Origin of the sequence: Pseudomonas flavescens, from assembly GCF_013408425.1 — a bacterium.
Taxonomy (GTDB): Bacteria; Pseudomonadota; Gammaproteobacteria; order Pseudomonadales; family Pseudomonadaceae; genus Aquipseudomonas; species Aquipseudomonas fulva_A.
This window is the reverse complement of the sequence record NZ_JACBYV010000001.1, coordinates 1,873,301-1,898,794: the sequence shown is the minus strand read 5'-3', so window position 1 is coordinate 1,898,794 and position 25,494 is coordinate 1,873,301. Positions and strand designations below refer to the sequence as shown.

Sequence of the window (25,494 nt, the reverse complement as noted above, 5' to 3'; positions counted from 1 at the left end):
CAGCTGACGCCCAAGCACTCCGCCGAACATTACGACTGGCCTTAGAACTACACCTCAGCCGCCTGCCAATCGAGTGGCAAAAGCCGCTGATCGCCTTAGCAAAAACGCCAGAGTAAAACCCTATCCAGCTCAATCATGATTATGGCAAAAGGGCAGCGAGCCGCAAAGAATCTCGGCTTGCCCCCAAAGCTGTGAGGAAGTGGTTAATTAATGAATTGGCTAATAATCAGACAGATTGTCAGTCCAGTCAGACCTACAAGGGTTTTCATCACTGTCCAAGATTTTAGGGTGTCGGACACGCTCATACCGAAATAGCGGTTGGCCATCCAAAATCCGGAGTCGTTGACATGGGAAAACGCCGTACCACCGCATGCGATCGCAATTACCAGCAGCGCTGTCATCTGGTCGCTAACGCCCATCAGTTCGGCAACAGGAGCAGTCAGGCTCGCCCCTGTAATCATCGCGACAGTGCCCGACCCCTGCGAGATGCGCATTACTGCCGACGTCATGAAGGCGAAGAGCACAAGAGGAATACTCAGGCTCTGCATGGCAGAGGCCAGGATTTCGCCGATTCCCGAAGCAACAAGCACCTTGCCAAACACGCCGCCCGCCCCGGTGATGAGTATGATGATGCCAGCCGGCTCCAGAGCCTTGGTGGCAATCTTCTGCAGCTCGTCCTTGCTGTAACCACGCTTGTAGCCGAAGACCCAGAAGGTCAGCAGGCAGGTAAGTAGCAATGCGATGATCGGATTGCCGACAAACATCAGGATATCGCGCAGAAGGTTACCTTCGGCCAACAGCAACTCGGCCGAGGTATTGCTCAAGATCAGCAGTAGTGGCAACAACAGCGTCAACACAACGGAGCGGAACGACGGCAGCTTGCTCGTATCGTCGAAGGTACTTTGCCCCTGATTCATATGTTCCGGTACCGGTACGAAAATCCGGCTGGAAATGAACTTGCCGAATATCGGCCCGGCTACAGCCATTGCTGGCAAACCGGCAATCACGCCCCAGATGATCACCCAACCGAGATCAGCACCCAGAATGCTCGCAGTGGCGATCGGGCCGGGTGTTGGCGGGATGAAGGTGTGGGTCACGCTCAGACCTGCGCACAGGGGAATGCCGTAGTACAGCAGAGAGCGTTTGGTACGCTGGGCGATGCCATAGATCAGCGGTACCAGGATGATGATGGCGACATCAATGAATACCGCGATCGACACCAGAAACCCCGCGAGCCCCAGAGCCCACGGCACCGTTTTGTCGCTACAGCGTTCAACAAGATTGAGTGCCAGGCGCTCGGAGCCACCGCTGACTCGCAACATCTCACCGAACATGGCCCCCAGGCCGATGATCAGTGCAACGAAACCCAGCGTGCCGCCCATGGACTTGACGATGAAATCGAGCAACTCCTGCGGCGGCATGCCGAGAGCGAGGCCGGTGCCCACGCTGACCAGTATCAGCGCAAGGAAGGGTTGAAAGCGAAACCTGACGATGAGAACCAGCAACGCCAGAATGGCACTGACCGATACCGTCACGATCAAGGCGGTATTTTCCATGAGTAACTCCGTTTGTTTTTATAAGGGGAGTGTCGACGGGAAAGGCGCCGGTCTGCTGCGAGCGGGCCGACACACTGAGGTGTGCTCAGCGATCCTCCGGCACCTTTGCGCGCATGGCTGGCGGTCTCAGGAATTCGAAATCGCAGCCTTTGTCGGCTTGAGTGATCTGCTCGTAGAACAACTTGCGGTAACCGCGCTCGGCATCTACCGGCTGGGGTTGTTGCCAAAGTGCACGGCGGCGAGCCAGCTCCTCATCTGATACCTTCAGTTCGATGCTGCGCTCGGCCACACTCAGACGGATGCGATCACCACTCTGCACCAGGGCCAGCGGCCCGCCCTTGGCGGCCTCCGGCGTTACGTGCAGAACGATGGTGCCAGCGGCCGTACCGCTCATGCGGCCATCGGAGATCCGCACCATGTCCTTGACGCCAGCCCGAGCCAGCTTCTTGGGAATGGGCAGGTAGCCGGCTTCCGGCATACCCGGCGCACCGACAGGGCCAATATTCTTCAGCACCAGGATGTCATCTGCGTTGACGTCCAGTTCCGGGTCATCGATGCGCAGCGCCATGTCTTCGGAGTTCTCGAAAACAACGGCGCGGCCTTCGTGTTCCATAAGCCGGGGATCGGCCGCCGATTGCTTGATGATTGCGCCTTCCGGTGCCAGGTTGCCGCGCAGGAACGCGATGCCTCCCGCCGGGTAGATCGGATCAGCGAAGCTTCGTACCACGTCCTGACTGAATACCGGCACATCGTCCAGCTCTTCGCCCAAGGTGCGCCCGGTTACGGTCAGCGCATCCAGATGCAGCAGCGGACGCAGTGCATGCAACACGGTCTGCAGCCCTCCTGCCCGGTGCAGATCTTCCATGTAGTGCTGCCCGGAAGGTTTCAGGTCGACCAGCACCGGGGTCTCGCGGCTCATGCGGTCGAACGCCTCCAGATCGATGTCGAAACCCATCCGCCCGGCGATCGCGGTCAGGTGGACGATTCCGTTGGTCGAGCCACCGATGGCCAGTAGCACACGCAGCGCATTCTCGAACGCCTTGGCAGTGAGGATCTTGTCCGGCGTCAGGCCGCTGCGGGCCATTTCCACTGCCTGCTTGCCGGTCAGCTCGGCAATGCGAATACGATCCGAGGTCACGGCGGGTGGCGATGCACCACCGGGCATGACGATCCCCATGGCCTCACCCAGGCAAGCCATGGTGCTGGCTGTGCCCATTACCGAGCAGGTACCAACACTCGCCACCAGCTTGGAGTTGACCTCATTGATTTCCTGCTCGTCGATTTCCTGGCCGCGGAATTGCCCCCAGTAACGGCGACAGTCGGTGCAAGCACCAACTCGCACGCCGCGGTGTCCGCCAGTCAGCATCGAGCCGGTGATCAACTGGATGGTCGGTACGTTGGCCGATGCGGCCCCCATCAACTGGGCGGGTACCGTCTTGTCACAACCGCCGATCAGCACCACGGCATCCATCGGCTGCGCACGGATCATCTCCTCGGTGTCCATCGACATGAGATTACGCAGGTACATGCTGGTGGGAGTGGAAAAGCTCTCAGCAACGGAAATGGTCGGGAAGTCGATGGCAAGGCCCCCGGCCATCATCACACCTCGCTTGACCGCTTCGATCAATTGCGGCGCGTTGCCATGGCAGGGGTTGTATCCACTGCCGGTATTGGCAATACCTACGATGGTGCGATCCAGAGCCTCGTCGGTGTACCCGGCGCCTTTGATGAAGGCCTTGCGCAGAAACAGTGAAAATCCGGTGTCACCATAATTGGTGAGGCCCTTTCGTATGCCTTTGGGTACCACCACGGCTGGGGTATCGGCTGCTTTTTTTGTCATGCGGCAGTCTCTTGTCGATTAGATTATTGATAATCCTGTCGATATAGTTAGCCACGTCACAATGAAGATGGCAACCGTCTCTGCGCTGATCAGCTATTGATAGCGTTACGAAGGTAGATTGAGACACGAGGCTAGGCGCTCTATATTCTTGTGTTGCACTTCAACGATACGGAACCGAAAGCGTGACCCTGGATGTAGTGAAGATACAAAGAGCAGGAGACACTGAACCCACCGTGAGCAGTGTCGTCGAGACTCTTGAAGAGGAGATCGTGCTGGGCGTTCTTTACCCCCGGGAGCGTCTCGTTGAAGACGAATTGCTCAGTCGCTTTCAGCTGAAGCGCCATGTCGTTCGTCAGGTGCTGGTCGAGTTGGAGCGAATGGGGCTGGTTGAGCGCAAAAGAAATATCGGCGCCTTGGTCAAGGCCTACAGCACGGAAGAAGTGAAGAATCTTTATGCCGTCCGTGAGCTACTGGAAACTCAAGGAGCCCGGATGATTCGCTTCCCCGTGAGCGAAGCCAGGCTAAATGCCTTGATTGCGGTTCAAGAGCAGCACGATGCAGCGGTAACTACCGGCGATATGCGCCGGATCTTTAGACTCAATGTAGTGTTTCATCGGGAGTTCTTTAGCCTTTCCGATAATCCAGTTTTGGTGGCGGCCATTCAGGATCACGCACAGCGAGCTCACTCTATTCGGGCTTCCACTATGGTTCTGCCAGAACGAGTAGAGCAAGCTCGCCAGGAACACTGGCGACTTATCGATGCATTGCGGGCAGGCGATACGCAGCGCCTTGTTGATCTTTGTAGCCTCCACCTGAGCCCATCAAGGGATGCATACATTGAGGTTCAAAACCGTCGCAGCTCAACAAAGTCGAGCAAACCTGCTGATTCTGAGCGACCACTGGCCCAGTAGTTGCTGCGATACCGACTGCGGGGCATAGGAGATGACCGCGCATCCTCCACTTGGGATCTGTTTGACCGACGACGTCTCCCCCCCGATTTGAGTAGCGCCCAGCTTTAAAGTCCATTCCCAACAATCAGGAGATGGACATGAAGAAGTGTTTCACTGAAGAGCAAAATCATTGCTTTCCTGCGGGTATTTTGTAACGGTTTCTATGCCTGGCAGCAGCGGCCTCCTTCGGCGAGAGAGATGGCCAATCGGCCCATGAGCCAAGCGAGTCGCACCATCCACCATGAGCTAATGGGATCTATGGCCATCGCCGCATAAAGGCTGAACTGTCGCCTATGGGGTACGCGTGTGGTCGGCACCAAGTTGCTCGACTGATGCGCGAAGTCGGCCTGCAAGTCTGATCACGCAAGCGTTGGCGGCTGGTTTCCAGCAGTTGTCACGACCTACCCATTACTCCGAATCACAGGCAGCGGAGAGCCAACCGGAAGCGATTCAGCTGCAACCGATGGCTTTGATTTGAGCAGCGGTATCAATGGTCGCCTTGGTTATCAGCGCAGCCAGTCAGAATGGAATGAGCAAAGCGGGAGGCGCATAGGGTTCTCGTGGCGTGAGGCGACAGATTATCGTCGAGGCGAGGATCGTTACATTCGATAACTGCAGAAGCCACCAGAGTTCTACAGTTTCTAAAATTGTAGCGGCAGCGTGAGGCTACCGCCTGCACTCGAGCAGCTGACGCCCAAGCATTCCGCCGAACATTACGACTGGCATTGGCGCTCCACCTCAGCCGCCTGCCAATCGAGTGGCAAAAGCCGCTGATCGCCTTGGCAAAAACGCCAGAGTAAAACCCTCTCCAGCTCGATATCATAATGATGGCAAAAAGACGCAACCTTTCGCAGATCACACCTGTCGAACTGGGCGCTGACAACTGACTCGTCATGGGTCTCGCGTCATCAGCTTCCTGCACCGCAATTTGAGCCATGGATTCGGCATCTTTCGTCTTCCCTCGAGTACCGACCATGCTGCATCTATTTCGCAAGCGCAGTGAGCTTCAAGCTCTCAATCAATTGTTCGCCTCACTCCCGAACTCTTCCCAAGGTGCTGCTGGCAGAGGTGCAGCTAAGTGGGCAGACGTGCTTCGTGAATGGATATCACGCGAACAGAAGGCCGTGGACAGCGATGCACGTGTTGCAGAGCTTGAGCGCGAACTCGAGTCCGCGCGTTTATTGCTAGCTGAGGCCGATGCCAGCGCCAGAGCTTCAGAAACTCGCTTCGACTTGGTCAACCGCGCATCAAGCGAAGGCCTCTGGGACATGGAGGTTGTCGCTGGAGATCCGGTAAACCCGCGCAACCGATTCTGGTGGTCGCAGCAGTTCAGGGAGATGCTCGGTTTTCGCAATGAGCAGGACTTTCCCAACGTCCTGGCCAGCTGGGCTGATCGCCTGCACCCCGCCGATAAAGCCGCCACGCTCGACGCTTTTGCCCGTCATCTGAACGACAAGTCTGGTATGACCCCTTATAGAGTCAGAAACCGCCTAGCGATGAAGGACGGCAGCTATAGGTGGTTTTTTGCCCAAGGTGAAACCCTTCGTGATAATCGCGGTGTCCCGCTGCGCGTCGCCGGCGCACTGCGTGATATCCACGATGAACTCGAGAGGGAGCAGCATCATGATGTGATCATCACCCGCTTCGAGCTGGCCCGCGAAATGCTGTCGGACGGCCTGTGGGACATGGAGGTGATTGCGGGCGATCCGGTCAATCCAAAAAATCCGTTCTGGTGGTCTCCGCAATTCCGCCGTTTGCTGGGATTCGAGACGGTTGAGGAGTTTCCTGACGTGCTCGATAGCTGGGCATCGCGCCTGCACCCGGATGACAAGGCATACAGCCTCAATGCTTTCCAAGCGCACTTGACTGACCGATCTGGCAAAACCCCGTTCGATATCGAGTATCGGCTGAAGATGAAAAGTGGCGAGTACCGATGGTTCAGGGCGCGCGGCCAGACCAAGCGCGACGCCTCTGGCGCACCACTGCGAGTAGTAGGGGCACTGGTCGACGTTGACCTTGAGCATCAGCAGAACGCCATGCGTGAGACGGAGGCGGCGCACCAGCGCACCTTGGAGGCGAATATCGTCAAGCTCACCCAGATCGTGGGCACCATCCAAAGCATTGCCAGCCAGACCAACCTGCTGGCGTTGAACGCCGCCATCGAGGCCGCCCGTGCAGGAGAAGCGGGTAGGGGATTTGCAGTCGTTGCGGACGAAGTTCGTAAGCTTGCTACCAGAACTACAGAGGCCACCGAACAAGCGGCCGAGATGATGCGGACTTAAACTCTGAAGAGATGGCGTACGGGCTGCAGCTTTGGCTTTAGCCCAAGTTCTTGGCGCTGCTTGAAACGGTCGTACCTCACCATCGCACGAGATGGCACCGGTAGGTGAGCAGCCATATCCTGAATCGCTAGCGGCGAAACCCAGCAGTAGATGCACCTACAGGCTGCTCTAAAGGACTACGTAGGATAAGCTTCCGTTCGTATCAACCATGAAACGGTGAAATGAACGATGGGTTTTGAGCAATTAGCTGAGCTGCGTGACCGTCTGCGGGCTGAAAAAGAGCCGAAGACGGATGGCGCCAAGCAGCGCAAGCGGGCGCCTTCGGCGCAAGCGAAGCCTCGTGAGCAAGATCCTGCAGTAGAAGCGATCTGGCGACTGCAGAAGCATTTTCCATTGGCGTTTCCGGTCAATCCGGCTCCCAAGGTTCCGCTGAAAGAGGGCATCCTCAAGGACGCGGAACAACACCTTGAGCTGCTCGGCGTCTCCAGCGAACAGCTCAAACTGGGGCTCGCTTCCTGGTGCCGCGGAAGTCGCTACTGGGCGAGCATGACGGAGAATGCGCCGCGCCTGGATCTGAATGGACAAGCCGTCGGTGCGGTAACAGCGATCCAGGCGCTGCATGCAAAGCAGCAAGCCAAGAAGCAGCGAGTGCAGGCACGGCGTGCCCAGGGTGAGCGCCCGGCCAAGGCCAATGCTGAGTAACACACTTCAACGGACGGACAATGCTTATCGTATTCAGCGGCCTTCCTGGCACCGGAAAAACCACGATCGCCAAGGGGGTCGTCGATAAGATAGGTGCTCTCTACCTTCGGATCGATACGATTGAGCAAGCGATACGAAACTCCGGCGCGCTTGCTCAAGATGTGGGGCGCAGTGGTTACATGGTTGCTAATGAGCTTGCGCTGAGTAATCTCAATCTCGGGCGTACAGTCATCGTTGATTGTGTAAATCCAGTGGTCGAAAGCCGAATGGCCTGGAGTGAAATCGCCTCAAGGGCCGGCGCTCGGTTGATAAATATTAAAGTGATTTGCTCGGATAAAGATGAACATCAGCGCCGTGTGGAAACAAGGCTGAGTGATGTTCCGGGGCTGACTCCACCAACCTGGCAATCTGTGCTGGATCACGAATATGAAGCCTGGGCCGAAGCCCCGTTTTCGATAGACACGGCGCTGACTTCACCGGTGCAAGCAGTGTCGATGGTCACCAAACTGCTGCAAGCGCATAGCGTCCGCTAAACAAGGCGACAGGGGGTGATCACTGGATGCTTACTGCTCAGTCAAACTATCCCCGCATCGATATCACGTTTGGACAACGCCGCCGACGTAATTCCGGCAACCCAGCACCTGAATACACCAGCTCAGCTGCGCAGCGGAGGTAGTCCTTCTATTGACACCGACGTTCACTCAGCCAAGACAAATCAGCCCTGTGTGATCGCTTTAGGCTTCCGAGACATCACTCAAGCGGCCCATGCAAGAATCCAGAAGAGTGTGCAATTCGGCAACACGCTCGTGGCCAAGAAGTTCGTTGAGGGCTGTCTGAGCTGATTTCCAAGCGCGTTGGGCTTCGGCCCGCTTGGCTATACCGGCCTCAGTTGCCTGAATCAGATGACTGCGCGCATCAGGGCCTGCCTCAGTGGTTAGAAGCCCCAGGCTGGCCAAAGGGCGCAGGTTGCGCGTGAGGGTGGAGGCATCTATGTGCATGTGGCGAGCTAAGTCCACGGGCCGAACAGGACCGAGTTTGACCACGTGCGAGAGCAAGGCGTACTGGGTGTTTTTTAGCCCTGTCTTACCGACATATTGGTCGTAGTGACGCGTCACCACACGATCAAGTTGGCGCAGCTTCAGATTGGTACAGCCCTGTGGTTTGCTGACGTTTTCCATGATATATGTTGTGCCTGCAACTGTTGTAGACACAATCATAAGCCATTGGGAGCGACAGATGGAAGTAGATGAGATTCTCGTCCAGTGGCGTGCAGATGAGCAGGCTGTCAGGTCTACTCTTGGTGCGCCTGGTGTTGCATCGGCGAGTGAGGTCGCCGGTAAGTCCGGGATGGAGTTTTTTGAGGCCGTCTTCGCTGGAGTGCTTCCTCAACCGCCTATAGGACAAACACTCGACTTCGTGCCGATCCACATGGAACCAGGTGTGGCCATATTCCAAGGCCGCCCACAGCGCCATCACTATAATCCCATGGGGACAGTGCACGGCGGCTGGTTCGCGGCCATGCTCGACTCTGCGGTTGGTTGTGCGATCCACTCTACGCTCGCGGCTGGTAAAAGCTATACCACGCTGGAGCTTAAAGTGAACATGGTGCGGCCACTGAGCGACAGCGTACCGCTGGTACGCGCCGAGGGCAGGTTGATCCATGCGGGGCGTCAGGCGGCAACAGCTGAAGGGCGCATTATCGATGCGAGCGGTAAGTTGTACGCTCATGCGACCACGACCTGCTTAATTTTCGATGTTCCCTCACCTCGGGGCCAATGATCAAAACTGACGTGGCCTCTCTGGGGCGTTGAAATCCACTGCTGGAAAAATCAAGCACCCGGGGAGGTGCTTCCAGCACGCCGGATCACCGAGTTGGCGCAAAGAAGATTGGACTACTGCCCCTCTTATTTTGGCTAACTATCAAACGCGATTTACTACGCCCGTACTACCAGCGGGTGGATCGTGGCGGAGCTAGCAGAGCAGGGTGCTCAGAGATTTTGATTGTTGGCGTGACAGCTATCTCGCGCATGTCAGGTCTGGTGTAGGCCGTAGTGAGCAGAGATCGATTCGCCGTAATCGTAGCGTCATGCCAGCTTGTTTTGTCTCAAGAACTCAATAGGTAGACGGGTTTACTGTTACGGTCTTTTCCGTAAGGAGCTTCTCTTGAAAAACTATGACGTAATCGTTATCGGTGCAGGGCCTAGCGGCTATGACCAATCAAGTCTGACCTTCGCAACTAGAAGGTGTCACTTCACGAAGGAGCGGTTGGGATAATCGAAATTTTCCCGTTCTTTTCGATGATGGCGAATTTGATCTGATCAAGCCGCTCAAGTCCTTGCTTCTCTCTCGCGGACTCTAAAATGTCTTCGATCTTGATACGGGCTGCCTTCAGGCGCGAGTGAAGTGGTACGCCGTTCTCAACGACTATGATTGGCGACCCTTCCAGCCAGAGATCCACGCGCGGCCACCGCCATTTTATCGACGAAAAAAGCATGTCGAGCGCGATCAGCGTCGCGACGACCAATATAGCGTTGGTGATTGAGAAGTCGTCCCCAAGGAGTGCTTGCTGCGTCGCTTCACCGATAATCAGCAATAGCACGAAATCGAAAATTGTTAGCTCTGCAAGCGAGCGCCGGCCGGAAAACTTGAAAAGTACCAATAGAGCCAGGTAAATAGCGACTGCCCTCAATACTGAGTCCATTTCGCGCTCCTACGGGTAGATGAATTGCCAGAAGTCGATAGCTTTACCATTGGCCATGATGCGCGAGCGATACAATCCTGTCCCATCCGCTCGCAATGCAAGGTGAAGACGAACATGACCGCTTTGATCACCTAGCACTTGCAGCGAAATTCCAGTCTTTTCCAGTGTCGAGGCGCTTTTTGGCTGCGGATGAATGCTCTCCAGCGTAGAGCCTTCAAGCATCTCGCCAGTAATCTCTATACGGCCCAAGCCCTGTAATCCAGACGCATCGATGATCAGGTTGCTCGTTGCGCCATTGCGCATGAAGCGTTCGTACTCGACATGAAGCGTGTTATCAACCCCACGCGCTGTGGTGGTGCTTAGCATTCCATCTGAAAACAGGCCGAACAGGGTAAGCGTGACGATAATGAGCAGGATCCAACCACCGATGCGTTCAATCCCCCAGTATTGCTTCTGAATACGCATATTTTCCTGGACGGGATAGCTGCGATCTTGCATCTCATCAAGTCGATTGCTCACTGCAATGCTCCCGTGTCTGGCGGCTTTACGGATGGCTCGCCATAAAGTTTCAGTAACTCAATGCTGGGCCGCTTCACCGATTCGCAACCAAGATCTTGGAGTGAAAACCACTGGCAGTCGGCAATTTCATTTTGCGGCTGAGCGATTATCGAGCCGGGCACCGAGAACTGAAACACATGGTGAGAGCGGCCTTCAAATTTATGGATGCCAATAAATGCCAAGGCTTCTGAGGTCATTCCCGTCTCTTCTGAAAGCTCCCGCGCTGCCGCTTCAATCGGGGCTTCATCAGGCTCGATCTTTCCCCCTGGCAATACCCATTTCGCTTTAGGCTTTCTCACAAGTAGGACTTTTTCATCCCGATAACAGATGACAGTCGCTCGCCCTTTGCATGATCTGGCCATTTTCATCCCCACGCCGACCTACAATTGAAAGGCACGGTTCCACAGCCAAACGTTCGACCAAGACGACAACTGGCGGTCGGGAGAGGATTCATGGCTCAGGGCTTTGACTCTGGCTAAAAACCCTGGCGGATCACCGCTTGGGGCTTCAGAGAACCGGCTTACCACCCGTGACAGCATATCGGGAACCCGATATGTAGCTCGCTTCGTCGGAGGCTAGCAAAACAAAGATTGGCGCCACCTCCACTGGCTGACCAGGACGGCCTAATGGTGTCTTTTCACCAAAGCTGGTTACGGCCTCTGCTGGCATCGTAGATACGATCAATGGAGTCCAGATAGGGCCGGGGGCGACACTGTTGACCCGAATCCCTTGAGGGCCGAGCAATTGTGCGAGACCCGCCGAAAAGTTAGCGATCGCCCCCTTACTGGTTGCGTAGGCGAGCAGCGTCGGTGTCGGGTCATCGGAGTTGACCGAGGTGGTGTTGATGATCGAGCCTCCTCGGGGCATCGAGGGCACAGCGGCTTGACAGAGACGAAACATGGCAGTGATGTTCACATCAAAGGTTCTCAGCCACTCCTCGTCAGGGATGTCGTTGAGCGATTGGCGAGTCATCTGGAAGGCCGCGTTGTTGACCAGGATATCGATCTTGCCGAATTGCTTGACTGTCGTCGCCACGGTTTCTAGGCACACCGCTCTGTATGCGAGGTCGCCAGGTAATAGCAAGCATTGTCTCCCGGCCTCTTCAATCCATCGTGCGGTTTCCCGAGCGTCTTTTTCCTCTTCCAAATAAGCAAGTGCGATGTCCGCCCCTTCGCGGGCGAACGCAATGGCGACGGCGCGGCCAATACCGCTATCGCCTCCGGTGATCAGTGCGACTTTACCCTTCAAGCGACCATTGCCGACATAGGAGAGCTCCCCACAGTCTGGTTCTGGCTGCATTTTACGCTGTGATCCCGGTACCGGTTGAGGTTGCTCCGGAAAGGGTGGAGTCGGATAAGTAGTCATTGCCATATCTCCTATGTAGATAGGGATTTCTATCTATCCTCTTAGGAGAAGGAGCCATGCTTAAAAGTTGTATCAATCGAGGCGTGTGTCGATGAAAGGTAGAATCTGTGCTCCACTCGTCTATTCCCATGCACTCTCATAGGAACATTCTCTATCCATATAAATGGTTTCTCGTGTGTGAATATAAAAACTAAGTCAGGTAGAAGAGGGGGTTGAAGGCGGCTCAGGCCTCGACAAGTCGAGCAAATGCCGGCAAAAGTTGATTTTGAATACGGATGGCAAATCTCGTGAATGTAATGCTCGGGCGTTGTCTTGACTCCACGGACGAGAGCAATTAAAAAACCCCGCTGCTTGAGCGGGGTTAAAGCAATCCTTTTGGTCTGATAGAAGGACACTATCGTTACCAAGATTGCAGTGTGCAATAAAATGATTGTACAAAAACATCCTTGATGCAAGTTTTCCGCTAATTTTTTCTCCAGCATCATTCTGATATTGGGCGCCTGATGTAAGACCTTGTTGATACCAGTTTGAAATCAATTTGCCATCGTAACTACCGCTTGTCGTCGCTCTGGATTTTTACCCGAACTATTCTCATACACTATCTTTCGTATTCTCTGTAAGGCGTATGGCCTCGCATCACGATGATTTAATGGAGGAGGGACGATGGCTGTCAACAACCCTGATTACTCCGCTAATGACCATGAGAGCGCCTTCAAAGCTGGCCATAAAGGCGACCAGCCAAGCCTCAAACCGAGAACAGGGTAAGTCGCAGCTAGGTGAGGGCTCTTCAAAGGGGCCTTTTCGTTTGATTGAATAGGAGGGCGTCTAATGGGAGAGACCTACTGGTATTTTATAATTGGTAGCGCTGTGGTCATCGCTTTTATTGATCTGGTGGCAGTGATGAACTTGTGGCAGAGCGATAAAAGTCCCGCCACCAAATGGCTGTGGACGCTGATCATTATTTGCCTGCCTGTCATTGGCCTAATAATTTGGGGAGCTGTAGGGCCGCGCGGCATGCCTAAACCCCCGACATCTCCAGAGCAAAGTAAGTGACCGAAGAGTTGTCACTCGCTTGACTAGCTTTTCCTAAGGCGGAGCAGAGTGAGTAAGGGCTCGCCGCCGGAAACCTGGTTTTAGCCAGAGTTTGGGCATAGTTCCTACTATCAGCAGCGAGTGATGACGCGCATGTCTGCCTATCGAAACTTGCCGTTCATCATGAAAAATTGCGCGCTTTATCCACCTGATCTCTTCCGGTCTATAACCATAAACACTGGTCTTCGCCAACATATTTTGATCTCCAGCCAGCATCGGCTCTTCCACCCCTGCCAACCGCGCGCGATCAACTCTTAGATTCGAGTGGGCCGCTCTCATGTCCGAGCACCTTCGGGTTTAAGGCGCTATAACTTGAGCCGTTGATCCATCAGGCTGAAACAAAAGCAAATTTCGGGTGCCTTTATGTAATCGGTAGTAACAAAGAGGCAGTAAGAATGGACGTCCCGCAGTTAGTCGTCGAATTTTTACAAGAACGCAACAGCGTCCTATCGACCGCGGAATCCTGTACAGGCGGGCGCATAGCCGCTCTGCTTACTGAGGCATCGGGCTGCGGGAGCTGCCTGGATTGCGGCTATGTGGTGTATTCACCTTCTGCAAAAGCGCGCGAGCTCGAAGTCAGCCAATTAACCATGGATACGTTTGGGCTGACCAGCGAAGAGGTGGTAGTAGAAATGGCGAAGGGGGCGCTGATGAACAGCGTTGCCAACGTTGCAGTAGCCACCACCGGGGTTACAGGCGATGACGCGATGGACGGCGTGCCGCCTGGCACGGTTTGGTTCGCGTGGGCGTTTCAGGATAATGGAAACACGCAAATCGTCACCCGGAAGGAGCGCTTTTTTGGCAGTCGCAAAGAGGTGCAACTGAACAGTGCGCTTTACGCGCTCAAGGGAATTCTCCGGTGGCATCCTTGAGCTTCTGCAAAGCAAACGGCTAGGCGAAGAGCGGATAAATTTTGAGCCTGGCTGCTTAATTGCCGTTTGGCTGGTATCGACAGCCGCTAGGTGGAAAAGCTCATCCAACAGTCGCTGGGGATTCCTTCAACTATTCCAGTGAGCGTTTTCTCAGAATGATTTTGCTGAGCTCTCGCAAGCACTACTACCGCTACTCCAATGGGTTGAACTTCATCATAAAGCGCTGCTTCCTAACTTTAACGTCGGCGCTCCGCAGCGATGGCTTAAGCGATTGAGGTGGCGCCTGACGGCTTAGTGATGAACCCGCTCGAAGGAGTATGTGTAATGACCCGTAACCAGCAAAATCAGTACGCTATGCAAAACCCCCTCACTCAGTACCCGCAACCCGAGTTCCCCTCCCAGCAACAGCCAGAGCCTGGACTCGGCCAACGGATGGTTCCGGAACCAGACCACGGTGAGCAGAGCTACGTGGGCTTTGGTCGTTTGGTCGGTCGCAAGGCTCTGATCACTGGCGCGGATTCTGGAATTGGGCGTGCTGCTGCGATTGCCTATGCCCGCGAAGGTGCAGATATCGTATTGAATTACCTGCCAGAGGAAGAGACTGATGCCTTACAGGTTGTGAAGCTAATAGAAGCGGAAGGGCGGCGGGCCGTCGCTTTGCCCGGGGATCTTAAGGACGAAGCATTCTGCACCTCGTTGGTCGCAAATGCGGTGGAGGCCCTTGGCGGTCTGGACATCCTCGTCAATGTCGCAGGCAAGCAAATAGCCCAGCATCATATTAGTGACCTGACCACGCAGCAGTTCGATGACACCTTCAAGACCAACGTCTATGCGATGTTCTGGCTGTGCAAAGCTGCCGTTCCGCATATGCCCGCCGGCGCCACGATCATCAACACCGCCTCGATTCAGTCCTACGATCCTTCCAAGACGCTGCTCGACTACGCATCCACCAAGGCCGCTATCGTCGCATTCACAAAAGCCCTGGCCGGCCAGGTGATCGACCAGGGCATTCGTGTCAATGCCGTGGCCCCAGGGCCAATCTGGACAGTGTTGCAGCCTACCGCTGGTCAACCCGCCGAGAAGATTCCCACGTTTGGTTCGCAGACGCCCATGAAGCGACCTGGCCAGCCTGCGGAGTGCGCCTCCTTGTATGTCCTGCTCGCTTCACAGGAATCGAGCTACATCACTGGCGAGGTATTTGGTGTAACGGGCGGCAATCCTCTCCCGTAACTCAGTACAGCTCGTAATCACCTTTGCGCCCTCATACATCGGGACACTCAACGGCGTGTAGGGGCCCGCAGTCGCAAAGGTGATTCTCACGCGCATATCACGTAAGGCGGATCGGCTATGACGAGCACAAGAGGTGTTGCATTGATTGATATGAATGCGGCATTGCCTGAGCACGACGCTGAAATGCAGCTACTGCTAGGCGAAAAGCTGGCCTCGCTATTGGCAATCCCTTTGTTGGGTTGGCGTGGTCAGGATCTCCCGAATGACGACTGTTACTTGTTGCCCTCCGACACGGTCATCGGCTTAGAGGCCATAGGTCGCCTTGGCATAGGCCGAGCGGAGAATTTTTTTGGTGGTGCGGTGCCGCAACCCTTCATGGCAACCAAGGCCATCAGCCATCCGTTGATCGACGAGCCCAGGCACGTACCTGAAGGTTGGAGCGCCGCTTTTCATGCTCGTATTAAATCCTCGGTATTGGCCGGCAACACGGCTTTCGATCTGGAGGATGCAAGGCATGCAGCGACGCGCTTGTTGCATAACGGGCCAGTGAGAATTAAGCCAGTGCGTGGAAGAGCCGGACGCGGCCAGCAATTGATTGCAGACCAGGCCGAATTGGAGGCGTGTCTCGACGGTCAGGACGCTGAAGAAGTGAAGCAGTGGGGTCTGGTGTTCGAGGAGCATCTGCAACGTGTCGCGACGTTTAGCGTGGGGCAGGTGACTGTCGCAGGCATTACCGCGAGCTATTTTGGCACGCAGCGACTGACTCGTGATGATAACGGGCATGAGGTTTACGGCGGCTCGAAGCTGAGCATAGTGCGAGGCGGTTATGCAGAGCTGCAGGCTCTGCCACTCGATGCTCAGGCGCGCGAAGCCATTGATCAGGCGCAGTGCTACGAACAGGCAGCGCTTGAGATTTATGGCTTGATTGCATCGAGGCGTAATTATGACATCGCCCAGGGCGTTGACCATTCCGGTTGTCAGCGATCCGGGGTTCTGGAGCAGTCATGGCGGCTTGGCGGTGCCAGCGCCGCGGAGCTCGTCGCGCTACAGGCCCTGCAGCAAGATCCTCAGCTGTCACAGGTATGTGCCAGTACCTACGAGTCCTACAGCGATGATGCGCCATCGGGCGCGCAACTGCTTCAACGTCGCTACATCGCTCCCCATGGGACGCTCAGCAGATACGTGAAGGTTGAAACCGATGGCCGCACATAGCGAAAAGATCAATATTGAGGTTGGGAACGAGCTCATGGTGGGCACCTTGATGTCGCCTGAACGTAAGGTGCCGGGTGTGCTTTTTGTTCATGGCTGGGGTGGCAACCAACAACGCGACCTAGCGCGGGCCAGGGGCATTGCTGGGTTCGGTTGCGTATGCCTGACGTTTGACATGCGTGGTCACGAACAGACTGCTGCCAGCAGGCAGAGGGTATCGCGTGAAGATAGCCTGGCCGATATCGTTGCTGCTTACGACCGCCTGGTGAGCCAACCAACTATTGATCCCGAGAAGATTGCGGTCATAGGTACCAGCTACGGCGGCTACCTGTCTGCCATCCTCACAGAGCTTCGCGCCGTGCGTTGGTTGGCGTTGCGTGTGCCGGCGCTGTATTGGGATGAAGAATGGAGCTGTCCCAAGCAATCATTGGATCGTGAGCGTTTAGCGCAGTATCGACGGTCGGCTCTCACTGCAGCTCAGAACAGAGCACTGAGTGCCTGCGCTAAATTCACGGGTGACGCGTTGCTTGTTGAATCCGAGTTCGACGATTTCGTTCCGCATACCACTTTAATGAATTATCGGGCCTCGTTTGAAAAAGCGCATTCGTTATCGCATCGCATAATGAATGGTGCTGATCATGCATTAACGCAAGACAGTGATCAAAAAGCATATACGGCGATATTGACCAATTGGCTGAGCGAAATGATCGTTGGTTCACGCACTGCTGATTATCCTTATTACTCCGCGTATTACTCATGAATCTGCCTGCTCTGGCCGAACTCTCCAAATTAAAAATAAGTTGGTGGAATGCGGCAATTTAATATCACGGGCCCGCTGTGTTGACGGTGCGTACCGGCAGATTTTTCACGCCGCGTTGGCTTCGCTGGCTATAATAAATTCAATACTTCGTCGCTGTTCTACGTAGCTTCTCTATGAGGGGCTTCAGAACATCGTTACTCCCAGCCGGGGCTGATTAGGTCGCTTTCAATCACGCCACACTCTTCACTGAGGTCTCCCGTACGCGGGACAACAATTAGGACCATGGATGAGCAAGCCCACGCGTAATGCTGGAACTCCCTCTACACCGGTTGAACCGAGCCACTTGAGATTTCCAGTCGTCGGGCTGGGCGCATCAGCAGGAGGGCTGAGCGCTTTATTGCGGTTGTTCGAACACATGCCAAGCAACAATGGCATGGCGTTCGTGGTGGTCATGCACCTGTCTCCCACCCACGAAAGCAACGCCGACAGCATCCTGCAGAAAGCCACCAAGATGAAAGTTCGTCAGGTGAGCAAGCCGGTGCCCATCGAACCCAACTGCATTTATCTGATTTCACCTGGCAAACAATTGACCATGAACGATGGTTATTTACGGGTAACGGATATGCCCGAAAATCAGCCTCGCAATATTGCGATCGACTTGTTCATGCGTACGCTGGCCGATGCACATCAGGAGCGGGCCATCAGCGTGATCCTGACCGGTAGCGGTAGCGACGGTTCATCGGGGCTATCTCGCGTCAAAGAGCAGGGCGGGGTAACCATTGCCCAGTCGCCGGGCGACGCTGAATACGACGATATGCCGCGCAGCGCCATTGCAACAGGCCAGGTCGACTTCACCCTCCCCGTGATTGAAATTCCGCAGAAGTTAATAGAGCTGTGGGACACCATGCGGAACATCCAGCTACCCGCGGATGTAGACATTCCAACCCCTCATCAGCGTATTCAAGATCCCGAGCAGGCGAACGCTGCCGAGGCTGCTCTGAAAGAAATCCTCACGCTCCTGCGCACGCGTACCGGCCATGACTTCAAGCATTACAAACGGGCAACGGTCTTGCGGCGAATTGAGCGACGGATGCAGGTCAACCGCGTCAATGACCTACCGGCGTACCGTACATTTTTACAGGAGCACACCGAAGAGTCGAAGAAGCTACTCGACGACATGCTGATTGGGGTGACCAACTTCTTCCGTGATCGCGAAGCTTTCGAAACGCTTGAGCGCGACATCATCCCACGTCTTTTCGACATTCCGTCCGAAAGTGAAGCTGTCAGGGTCTGGAGTGCCGGCTGCTCATCGGGGGAAGAGGCGTACTCATTGTCCATGTTGCTGGCGGATCAGATCGCATACAGCCAGCGCGATTGTACCTATCAGGTTTTCGCTACTGACATCGATGAGCATTCCATTGCCACTGGCCGTACTGGACTGTACCCAGAGTCGGTGCTTCCAGATATTTCGCCAGCGCGTTTGCGCCAGTATTTTACAAAGGAGCAGTCGCGCTATCGGGTCAAGAAGGAGATACGCGAGCGCGTGTTGTTCGCCATGCATAGCCTGTTGCGTGACCCCCCCTTTTCCAAGCTGCATCTGATTTCTTGCCGGAACTTGCTCATCTATCTCGACCGTGATGTTCAGGCGCAGATCCTACAGATGTTCCATTTCGCCCTGTTGCCAGGTGGGTATCTGTTCCTCGGCAGTTCCGAGTCGGCCGATATCTGTCTTGAGCTGTTCACACCTGTCGACAAGAAAAACCGTATCTACCGTGCCAAGGCCGGCGCTGCCCAGATTCGTCCCAGTTCACCGTTACCCTTCGAAGCAAACACGGCGTCGGTGCGTACCAGCCAAACCGCATCTCCCGAGCGCCGGAAAATTTCCTTCGCCGATCTACATCAGCGCGTGCTTGAGCAATATGCGCCGCCGAGTGTAATCGTCAATCACGAATCGGACATCGTGCACATGTCCGATCAGGCGGGGCGCTTTTTACGTTATGTGGGCGGTGAGCCTTCTCATAACTTGCTCTCCTTGATTCACCCATCGCTGCGCTTGGAGCTGCGTACAGCACTGTTCCAGGCATTCCACACGGGCAAGAGTGTGGAGGCGCGTCGGGTACGGCATCAGCGTGACGAGCGCAGTTATTACATCAACATGATTGCCCGACCCTTTCGCGACATGGACGCCGACTTCGCTCTGGTTCTGTTCGACGAAGTCGAAGAAACCATGAGCGCGGATGCAGCCTCTTCGCCAAAAGAGGGCAAGGACAGCGTGTTGTCGCAGTTGGAGAGAGAGCTGCAGAGCACCAAGGAGCAGCTTCAATCAACCATTGAGCAGGCTGAAACCTCCACAGAAGAGCTCAAGGCGTCCAACGAAGAACTGCAGGCCATCAACGAGGAACTGAGATCAACGACCGAGGAGCTGGAAACCAGCAAGGAGGAGTTGCAGTCGATCAATGAGGAATTGATCACCGTCAATCAGGAGCTCAAGTCCAAGGTCGAAGAGACCGGCCAGATCAATGACGATCTGCAGAACTTCATTGCTTCCACGGATATTGCTACCGTCTTTGTCGACCGCAACATGCGCATAAAGTCCTTCACGCCTCGTGCCTCCGAGATATTCAGCATCATCAACTCGGATGTCGGCCGCTCGCTACTCGATATCACTCATCGCCTCGACTACGCCGACATGGCCGATGATGCCTCGACAGCATTCGAATCGCTGCGCCTCATCGAACGTGAAGTCGCGAGCTCGGGGCAGCGTTGGTACATCGCGCGCATGCTCCCGTACCGCACCACGGAAAACATCATAGATGGGGCGGTACTTACCTTCATTGACATTACCGAACGGCGGCTTGCCGAGGATCGGGTCAAAGAGGGAGAGGAGCGGCTTCGTCTGGCTGCGGAAACGACCCAAGATTACAGCATCATCACCATGGATTCGAAAGGTCATGTGACGGGGTGGAACCTGGGTGCTGAGCGGCTTTATGGCTATGCCGAGGCGGAAATGATCGGTCGCTCCGCTGGGCTTATTCATAGTGATGAAGACCGCGCGGCGGGTATATTTGAAAAAGAGTTGAGTACGGCATTGGAGGCGGGCAGGGCAGAAGATGACCGCTGGCATGTGCGCAAGGATGGCACCCAGTTCTTTTGCAGCAGCGTCCTGACGTCCTTGTCCAACGGCGGTTTGCATGGCTATGCGAAGATCGGCCGCGATATCACCGACAAGAAGCACCATGAAGCGGAGCAGGAGAGCCTTCTGGTGCAGAACCAGGCGAATGACAGGCTCAAAGATGAGTTCTTCGCCATGATGTCCCACGAGCTGAAGCACCCGCTGAACTTGATTCAGCTAAACGCCGAGCTGATGTCGCGCCTGTCGGTAGTCAAGACGCAGGCCATTGCGGCCAGGGCTGTTCATACAATTCTTGGCTCGGTACGCAGCCAGGCGCGCATCATTGATGACCTGCTTGATCTGTCGCGTATCAACACCGGTAAGTTCAAATTGAACCTTGCTCCTGTGAGTTTGCAGCCGTGCATCGAAGAAATTGTCGGTGTCTTGCAGGCCGAAGCCACTGACCGGGACATCGCTATTACGATGCAGATGCCGGCAGCGGGCAGCGACCCCCTGGTTGCAGACGCAGACCCGATACGTGTGGAGCAGATAATCTGGAATCTGCTGAACAACGCTTTGAAGTTCAGTGAGAACGGCGGCGTGCTGCATGTGGGGCTAAGCCAGGACGAGGACTATCTGAAGCTAACTGTCCGCGATCAAGGTGAGGGGATTGCCGCTGAATCATTGCCAAAGATATTCGAGTTGTTCGGGCAGGTTAGCGATCACCGTCGCTCTGTGCGCAAGAACGGGTTAGGCATCGGCTTGGCTTTGGTCAAGGAGCTGGTGGATGCGCACCAAGGAAAGATCGAGGTCAGCTCGCCGGGCGTAGGGCTTGGGGCGACCTTCAGTGTCTGGCTACCGCTTTATCAGAAAGACGATGAAGCTGTGGTGAGCACGAGCGAGGCTGGCGGACACTTTTCCGGTTTAAGCATTTTGCTCGTCGACGACTCGGAGGATATCTGCATGATCATGGAAGAACTCCTGGTGATGGAAGGCGCCTCTGTCACGATCGCGCATGATGGCAGCACCGCCCTTGGCCTATTGGAAGTACAGGAATTCGACCTGATTCTTTCTGACATCGGTATGCCTGGGATGGATGGGCATGAGCTTTTACGGCACGTGCGAAAACTGCCTCTGCATATGAACACTGCCGCAGTAGCGCTTACGGGCTATGGCGGGTCGAGCGATATCGAAACGGCTTTGGAAGCAGGCTTCAATGCTCACATCAGCAAGCCAATATCCATCGAGACGCTGGAGCAAGTGCTGATCGACGTGATGACGGAGAAAAAGAGGGCGGAATGACCCATACCGTGCTCCTTCGGCGTAGACGAAGGAGCGCGAGGCTTAGAGATAGTCTCGATGTTCCGCAGAGCGCGCGGGCGAAATTGCGGATGCTCAGGAAAGGGCTGAACGGACTATCGGGCGGTTGCCTGCTTTTCTGAACTCGGTTGTATTCGTGGGTGAGTAGGTACGTTCTTCTTGCAAGGATCCATCCTCGTAATAGAACTTGACTACTCCCGGTCTGTTTATCATGAATTCAGAAATTGTCTCTACCAACTCATCACGCGATTGAGCGCGTTTTGATGGACGGGTAGCGCCCTGCTTTATCAATTCCCAACCCCGCTCTCCGGGCATGGCGTGATAGATGTTCAACGGACTTCTCCTGTTTCGGAGCTTTAAAGCTCGTTAATTTTGCAGTGTTGCGACAGCTCTCGAAGCATATCTCATGCCATTAATTCGGCTTGCTATGGCGTTGTCCCGCGCAGGTTGAAATCATTTTGATATTTGCAGGTTGCACTATTCTGGCAATAATCAATTGCAAATTGCATGCATGAATTTATGGCGACTAAAAAATGGCGCAGACCATCTAGTGGCCCGGGCCAGCTTTAACTTTGTTATTTCTCATGGTTGCGAAAGAGTGGAAATGTTGACTAAGTTTTAAACTTAATACGGTGATATCAAAGTGGCTTGATTTTATAGGTGAGGTCGACGCATATTTTAACTATCTATCCCATTAATGATATTGGCGTGATATTAAGCTAGCCATTCGTCGACAGTCGTTACTAAATGTAGAACTAATGGAGTGTGCCTGTTTCTTAATCTCTGTAAGGCAGTTGCTTTACAAAATACAAACTTATTTGGAGATAGAAAATGACTACCAAAAATACAAATCCTGGTAATTTTGCCAATAATCGTGAAAAAGCATCCGAGGCAGGCCACAAGGGCGGGCAAAACAGCGGAGGTAATTTCGCTAATGACCGCGAAAAGGCATCCGAAGCCGGTCGCAAAGGTGGCCAGATTAGCCACGGGGGCACCAATCGTTAATGCGCGGTTATATGCAAAGGCCTGCTGATGCAGGCCTTTGTCTATATGAGATGGTATTTATTCTAGAGAGCTACCGCAGCCCACACCGTTGCAACGGATTCCATATGGCGTAGGAAATTAGATATGGTCAGCCACGTTATTCATTTCACGGCCCCCATTAATTCCGCCACTTGCGGTAAATTCATTGACCGCTGCTCCCAGGCGATACAACAAGGCGCAGATGAACTGGTCATAAAGATAGCAACTATGGGAGGAGAGTGCAGTTACGGATTCTCGCTCTATAACTTTCTGATATCGTTGCCGGTTGTCGTCCGCACGCACAACCTAGGTACGGTAGAGTCGATGGGCAATATCATTTTTCTCGCTGGCGAGCGACGCACCGCCTGCGAATACAGCAAATTTCTCTTTCATCCATTCCATTGGAACTTAAATGGCTCGGTCGATCATGCGAGGATGTCGGAATACGCCATGAGTTTGGATTACGACCTTGATCTGTATGCGCGGATTGTCAGCGAGCGTACCAGCTGCAACAGGGAACCGTTAGATGTCAGTGAATACCTTAAGGCTTCACCGCAGATTTTCAATGCAACAGAGGCGTTGAGAGCGGGGCTTATCCACGACATCGATTGTTTAGAGATGTCGGCAGATGCGGTGAATTGGTGTGTACATAATTAATTATGTAATCGTTTGCTGTCTCGCAGTGATCTGGCATAGGCTGCTCGAGGTTTTTAACCTGAGCGTCCGCCTCCTATGGAGAAAAACAGTTTACTCAGGTTTGGTCTTCCGACTGCCAGCTTTTCTCAAGCACCTTCGAGCCCTTGATTATAGGCAAGTGATTCGATTCTTACCGGAGAGCCGCCAACTCTTTCGAGCAGCGCTGGTGGTGCATCGTCCGAGAACTCCACGATGTGTCCATATCCCGAGCCGCCGTCTTGGTTTTCTGGATAATCGCTTATTACCCACATGTCCACATCCTCCGGGGTTATCGAAAGTGCTTTTGCAAGCACCTGAACGCGATGCTTGGCCCAGAATTCCTGCATGTGCTCATTGTTCATTTTAATCACCTGTCGTGGGTAGTGGCTTTAAAATGGCTCGTGCGTTTAAGCTGTTGTCCGTTTGTTGGCGTGGGAGCCCTCCTGCAAATGCTGTCTCACCTCCAGAACCAATTGCGATATCGATCTTGAAGAGTCCAGGTTGCTTCGCTTCAGACCAGCAACAATCAACTGAACCTGGCCCGAATGTGAATCCTTTATTTCGATTGTTACGGAGTCATTCGCATCAATTTTGCAATGGCAATGCAGAGGCAAAAAAGCGGATTCAATTATTTGTCTCTGCTCTAAAATAGACATCATTTTACTATTACCTCTAATCCGGACTAGCACGCATTAATTATCATGCTGCTACATTCTGGTTACATGATGTTTTGATAGGCATCTGAGTATCAAGGGATGCGTTATCGTCATAAAAATATCGTCCAAGATTTCTGATGTTGCAAGTCGATTCCCCAGTTGGCTGCCGAGTGGCTATCAAAGCTCCACGCTATAAAACGTTTTGCCATCATCTTGATGCATGGCTGATATCAGCCTGAGATTATTTATAGATTAGTTTTAATGCCCGGTGACGTAGAACGTGCGGACAACCGGATAGTCGAAAAGACATTGCCAATGCTACCGAGAGGCTAGCAGCAAACCGCTTGAATTTTTTTGTATTTGAGTCGTACGCCGACACGCTTGTGCCCCTATCGGTAAATATTATCTGATAGGAATCATCGGGTGTTAGAGCTGGCAGGGAGCGTATATGGCGTGTCATCTCCGGCCGGTTGATGCAGCCGAGCTGATTCATTTCAGACAGAGAAACGCATATTCAACGATCCGACGCAGTATGAGCCGCGCTGATCGCAAAAGGCATTCACGAACTAGAACATGCTCGTGCACAGTGGGAGACGTCATCACTTTGGGAGAACCGCTTTTGCGTATTCTCTCCAGCGACTCGCGGGTAGAGTTTGATATAGAGCACAAGCCTGTGCCACGGTTGGTCGCTTAAAGCGATTCCAGAACCTTGGCCTCGGTAATTAGTCGCTCGCGGATCTGGTTGAGCACCCGGTAAACGGCCTCGCGCTCATCATGGGAGAACCCCTCATGTGACAGATCTGCCTCACTCGGCGGTGCGCTATTGATAAGCGCAGCTGCGTACCTGCTGGCGAAAGCTTGAATCTTCGGATTATCCACGATGCATCTCTGATCAATCGGTAAATAGCAATCTAGACCATGCAGACTGCCCCTGCTACGAGCTGATTAGTTACAGCCTTTGCCTGATGAAAGAGGCGCTCCTAGGAGCGCCTCTTTACTGTCTTACTGCGAGCTTACTGCTTTGAGCTCTGGCTTGGTCGCATCAGCAATCTCGATGCGCCGAGGCTTGGCGTCCTCCGGTACAACACGCAGCAGGTTCACGCTGAGCAATCCGTTGCTAAGTGACGCGCCCTGGACTTCGATGTGATCGGCCAGGCGGAAAGACAACTGGAACGCCCTCTGTGCGATTCCCTGATAGAGGTAGGTCACATTCGTATCGCTTTCGCGCTTACCGCCGGCGACGGTTAAAACGCCTTTCTCGACTTGAATATCCATATCAGCCTCGGTCAAACCAGCGGCAGCAATGACAATTCGGTATTCGTCATCGCCATGCTTTTCGACGTTGTGAGGCGGATAGGCATTCCCGGTCTCAGTACGGAGCGCCGATTCGAAAAGGTCGTTAAAACGATCAAAGCCTACAGACTGGCGGAACAGTGGGGCCAGCGAAAGGGTATTAGCCATTGCGTAATCTCCTGAGATTTCTCCAAGTGATTTACACACGACCCGATTTCGGCATCGTGTAAGGCGAATTTAGGTGCGGATCGCTGGGTTTCAAGAGGCGATGCCAATTTTTTAAAGCAATCAGCGGGGG

Annotated in this window: 25 protein-coding genes; 14 read left to right on the top strand and 11 right to left on the bottom strand. The window is 54.2% G+C overall.

What is annotated here, in order from left to right:
* Positions 1–203 precede the first annotated feature (203 nt).
* Complete coding sequence (locus FHR27_RS08300) at positions 204–1,556, bottom strand: GntT/GntP/DsdX family permease (protein ID WP_179538289.1); 1,353 nt, start codon at positions 1,554–1,556, stop codon at positions 204–206.
* 85 nt (positions 1,557–1,641) lie between these two features.
* A complete protein-coding gene (locus FHR27_RS08295; protein WP_179538288.1) occupies positions 1,642–3,396 on the bottom strand; it encodes an IlvD/Edd family dehydratase in 1,755 nt (584 codons plus the stop codon).
* Positions 3,397–3,578: 182 nt separating this feature from the next.
* Here FHR27_RS08295 and FHR27_RS08290 point away from each other — a divergent pair, with 182 nt between their 5' ends.
* From FHR27_RS08290 to FHR27_RS08270, 5 genes are all read left to right on the top strand, one after another.
* Positions 3,579–4,307: a GntR family transcriptional regulator gene (locus tag FHR27_RS08290; RefSeq protein WP_218878463.1), complete on the top strand. Its 729-nt coding sequence runs from the start codon at positions 3,579–3,581 to the stop codon at positions 4,305–4,307.
* Positions 4,308–4,600: 293 nt separating this feature from the next.
* Positions 4,601–4,705, top strand: coding sequence for an IS3 family transposase (locus FHR27_RS27255; RefSeq protein ID WP_179540063.1), 105 nt, complete (start codon positions 4,601–4,603; stop codon positions 4,703–4,705).
* A 615-nt stretch (positions 4,706–5,320) separates the two neighbouring features.
* Positions 5,321–6,628, top strand: coding sequence for a PAS domain-containing protein (locus FHR27_RS27085; protein WP_179538287.1), 1,308 nt, complete (start codon positions 5,321–5,323; stop codon positions 6,626–6,628).
* A 228-nt stretch (positions 6,629–6,856) separates the two neighbouring features.
* The gene (locus FHR27_RS08275) at positions 6,857–7,330 is read left to right on the top strand and encodes a ProQ/FinO family protein (protein WP_179538286.1); all 474 of its coding nucleotides are present in this window, start codon (positions 6,857–6,859) and stop codon (positions 7,328–7,330) included.
* Positions 7,331–7,350: 20 nt separating this feature from the next.
* Complete coding sequence (locus FHR27_RS08270) at positions 7,351–7,863, top strand: AAA family ATPase (RefSeq protein ID WP_179538285.1); 513 nt, start codon at positions 7,351–7,353, stop codon at positions 7,861–7,863.
* A gap of 201 nt (positions 7,864–8,064) precedes the next feature.
* Here FHR27_RS08270 and FHR27_RS08265 read toward each other — a convergent pair whose 3' ends face one another.
* On the bottom strand, positions 8,065–8,508 hold the full coding sequence (locus FHR27_RS08265; RefSeq protein ID WP_179538284.1) for a MarR family winged helix-turn-helix transcriptional regulator: 444 nt from the start codon (positions 8,506–8,508) through the stop codon (positions 8,065–8,067).
* Between the two features lie 58 nt (positions 8,509–8,566).
* Here FHR27_RS08265 and FHR27_RS08260 point away from each other — a divergent pair, with 58 nt between their 5' ends.
* Positions 8,567–9,109, top strand: coding sequence for a PaaI family thioesterase (locus FHR27_RS08260; RefSeq protein WP_179538283.1), 543 nt, complete (start codon positions 8,567–8,569; stop codon positions 9,107–9,109).
* Between the two features lie 472 nt (positions 9,110–9,581).
* Here FHR27_RS08260 and FHR27_RS08255 read toward each other — a convergent pair whose 3' ends face one another.
* The 4 genes from FHR27_RS08255 to FHR27_RS08240 form a co-directional block, all read right to left on the bottom strand.
* Positions 9,582–10,031 (bottom strand): DUF421 domain-containing protein, encoded by a 450-nt coding sequence (locus FHR27_RS08255; RefSeq protein ID WP_179538282.1) that lies wholly within the window; start codon positions 10,029–10,031, stop codon positions 9,582–9,584.
* A gap of 9 nt (positions 10,032–10,040) precedes the next feature.
* A complete protein-coding gene (locus FHR27_RS08250) occupies positions 10,041–10,550 on the bottom strand; it encodes a hypothetical protein (protein ID WP_179538281.1) in 510 nt (169 codons plus the stop codon).
* Positions 10,547–10,957, bottom strand: coding sequence for an NUDIX hydrolase (locus FHR27_RS08245; RefSeq protein WP_257026857.1), 411 nt, complete (start codon positions 10,955–10,957; stop codon positions 10,547–10,549). Before FHR27_RS08245 ends, FHR27_RS08250 begins: the two co-directional genes overlap by 4 nt.
* A gap of 139 nt (positions 10,958–11,096) precedes the next feature.
* Complete coding sequence (locus tag FHR27_RS08240) at positions 11,097–11,954, bottom strand: SDR family oxidoreductase (protein ID WP_179538280.1); 858 nt, start codon at positions 11,952–11,954, stop codon at positions 11,097–11,099.
* 828 nt (positions 11,955–12,782) lie between these two features.
* Between FHR27_RS08240 and FHR27_RS08235 the strand changes: the two genes are divergently transcribed.
* From FHR27_RS08235 to FHR27_RS08210, 6 genes are all read left to right on the top strand, one after another.
* Positions 12,783–13,007, top strand: a complete 225-nt coding sequence (locus FHR27_RS08235) for a PLD nuclease N-terminal domain-containing protein (protein WP_179538279.1) — start codon at positions 12,783–12,785, stop codon at positions 13,005–13,007.
* A 434-nt stretch (positions 13,008–13,441) separates the two neighbouring features.
* The gene (locus FHR27_RS08230; protein WP_179538278.1) at positions 13,442–13,918 is read left to right on the top strand and encodes a CinA family protein; all 477 of its coding nucleotides are present in this window, start codon (positions 13,442–13,444) and stop codon (positions 13,916–13,918) included.
* A 324-nt stretch (positions 13,919–14,242) separates the two neighbouring features.
* The gene (locus tag FHR27_RS08225) at positions 14,243–15,148 is read left to right on the top strand and encodes an SDR family oxidoreductase (protein WP_179538277.1); all 906 of its coding nucleotides are present in this window, start codon (positions 14,243–14,245) and stop codon (positions 15,146–15,148) included.
* Between the two features lie 117 nt (positions 15,149–15,265).
* Positions 15,266–16,360 (top strand): DUF3182 family protein, encoded by a 1,095-nt coding sequence (locus FHR27_RS08220; protein ID WP_179538276.1) that lies wholly within the window; start codon positions 15,266–15,268, stop codon positions 16,358–16,360.
* Positions 16,347–17,117 carry an alpha/beta hydrolase family protein gene (locus FHR27_RS08215; protein ID WP_179538275.1) on the top strand — a complete coding sequence of 257 codons (771 nt, stop codon included), beginning with the start codon at positions 16,347–16,349 and terminating at the stop codon, positions 17,115–17,117. The genes FHR27_RS08220 and FHR27_RS08215 overlap by 14 nt, the downstream gene beginning before the upstream one ends.
* A gap of 286 nt (positions 17,118–17,403) precedes the next feature.
* Positions 17,404–21,531, top strand: a complete 4,128-nt coding sequence (locus FHR27_RS08210; RefSeq protein WP_179538274.1) for a CheR family methyltransferase — start codon at positions 17,404–17,406, stop codon at positions 21,529–21,531.
* A gap of 93 nt (positions 21,532–21,624) precedes the next feature.
* On the opposite strand, the gene FHR27_RS08205 is transcribed toward FHR27_RS08210, so the two are convergent.
* Positions 21,625–21,864, bottom strand: coding sequence for a DUF2188 domain-containing protein (locus tag FHR27_RS08205; RefSeq protein WP_179540061.1), 240 nt, complete (start codon positions 21,862–21,864; stop codon positions 21,625–21,627).
* A gap of 516 nt (positions 21,865–22,380) precedes the next feature.
* Here FHR27_RS08205 and FHR27_RS08200 point away from each other — a divergent pair.
* A complete protein-coding gene (locus tag FHR27_RS08200; protein ID WP_179538273.1) occupies positions 22,381–22,554 on the top strand; it encodes a general stress protein in 174 nt (57 codons plus the stop codon).
* A gap of 123 nt (positions 22,555–22,677) precedes the next feature.
* Positions 22,678–23,229 carry an ATP-dependent Clp protease proteolytic subunit gene (locus FHR27_RS08195; RefSeq protein ID WP_179538272.1) on the top strand — a complete coding sequence of 184 codons (552 nt, stop codon included), beginning with the start codon at positions 22,678–22,680 and terminating at the stop codon, positions 23,227–23,229.
* Positions 23,230–23,354: 125 nt separating this feature from the next.
* Here the strand turns inward: FHR27_RS08195 and FHR27_RS08190 are convergent, their stop codons facing one another.
* The 3 genes from FHR27_RS08190 to FHR27_RS08180 all read right to left on the bottom strand — a co-directional run bounded on the left by FHR27_RS08190 (position 23,355) and on the right by FHR27_RS08180 (position 25,364).
* Positions 23,355–23,609 (bottom strand): hypothetical protein, encoded by a 255-nt coding sequence (locus FHR27_RS08190; RefSeq protein ID WP_179538271.1) that lies wholly within the window; start codon positions 23,607–23,609, stop codon positions 23,355–23,357.
* A gap of 45 nt (positions 23,610–23,654) precedes the next feature.
* The gene (locus tag FHR27_RS08185) at positions 23,655–23,903 is read right to left on the bottom strand and encodes a DUF1652 domain-containing protein (protein WP_257027059.1); all 249 of its coding nucleotides are present in this window, start codon (positions 23,901–23,903) and stop codon (positions 23,655–23,657) included.
* Between the two features lie 1,002 nt (positions 23,904–24,905).
* Entirely contained in the window at positions 24,906–25,364 is a 459-nt protein-coding gene (locus FHR27_RS08180) for an Hsp20 family protein (protein WP_179538269.1), read from the bottom strand.
* Positions 25,365–25,494: the final 130 nt, after the last annotated feature.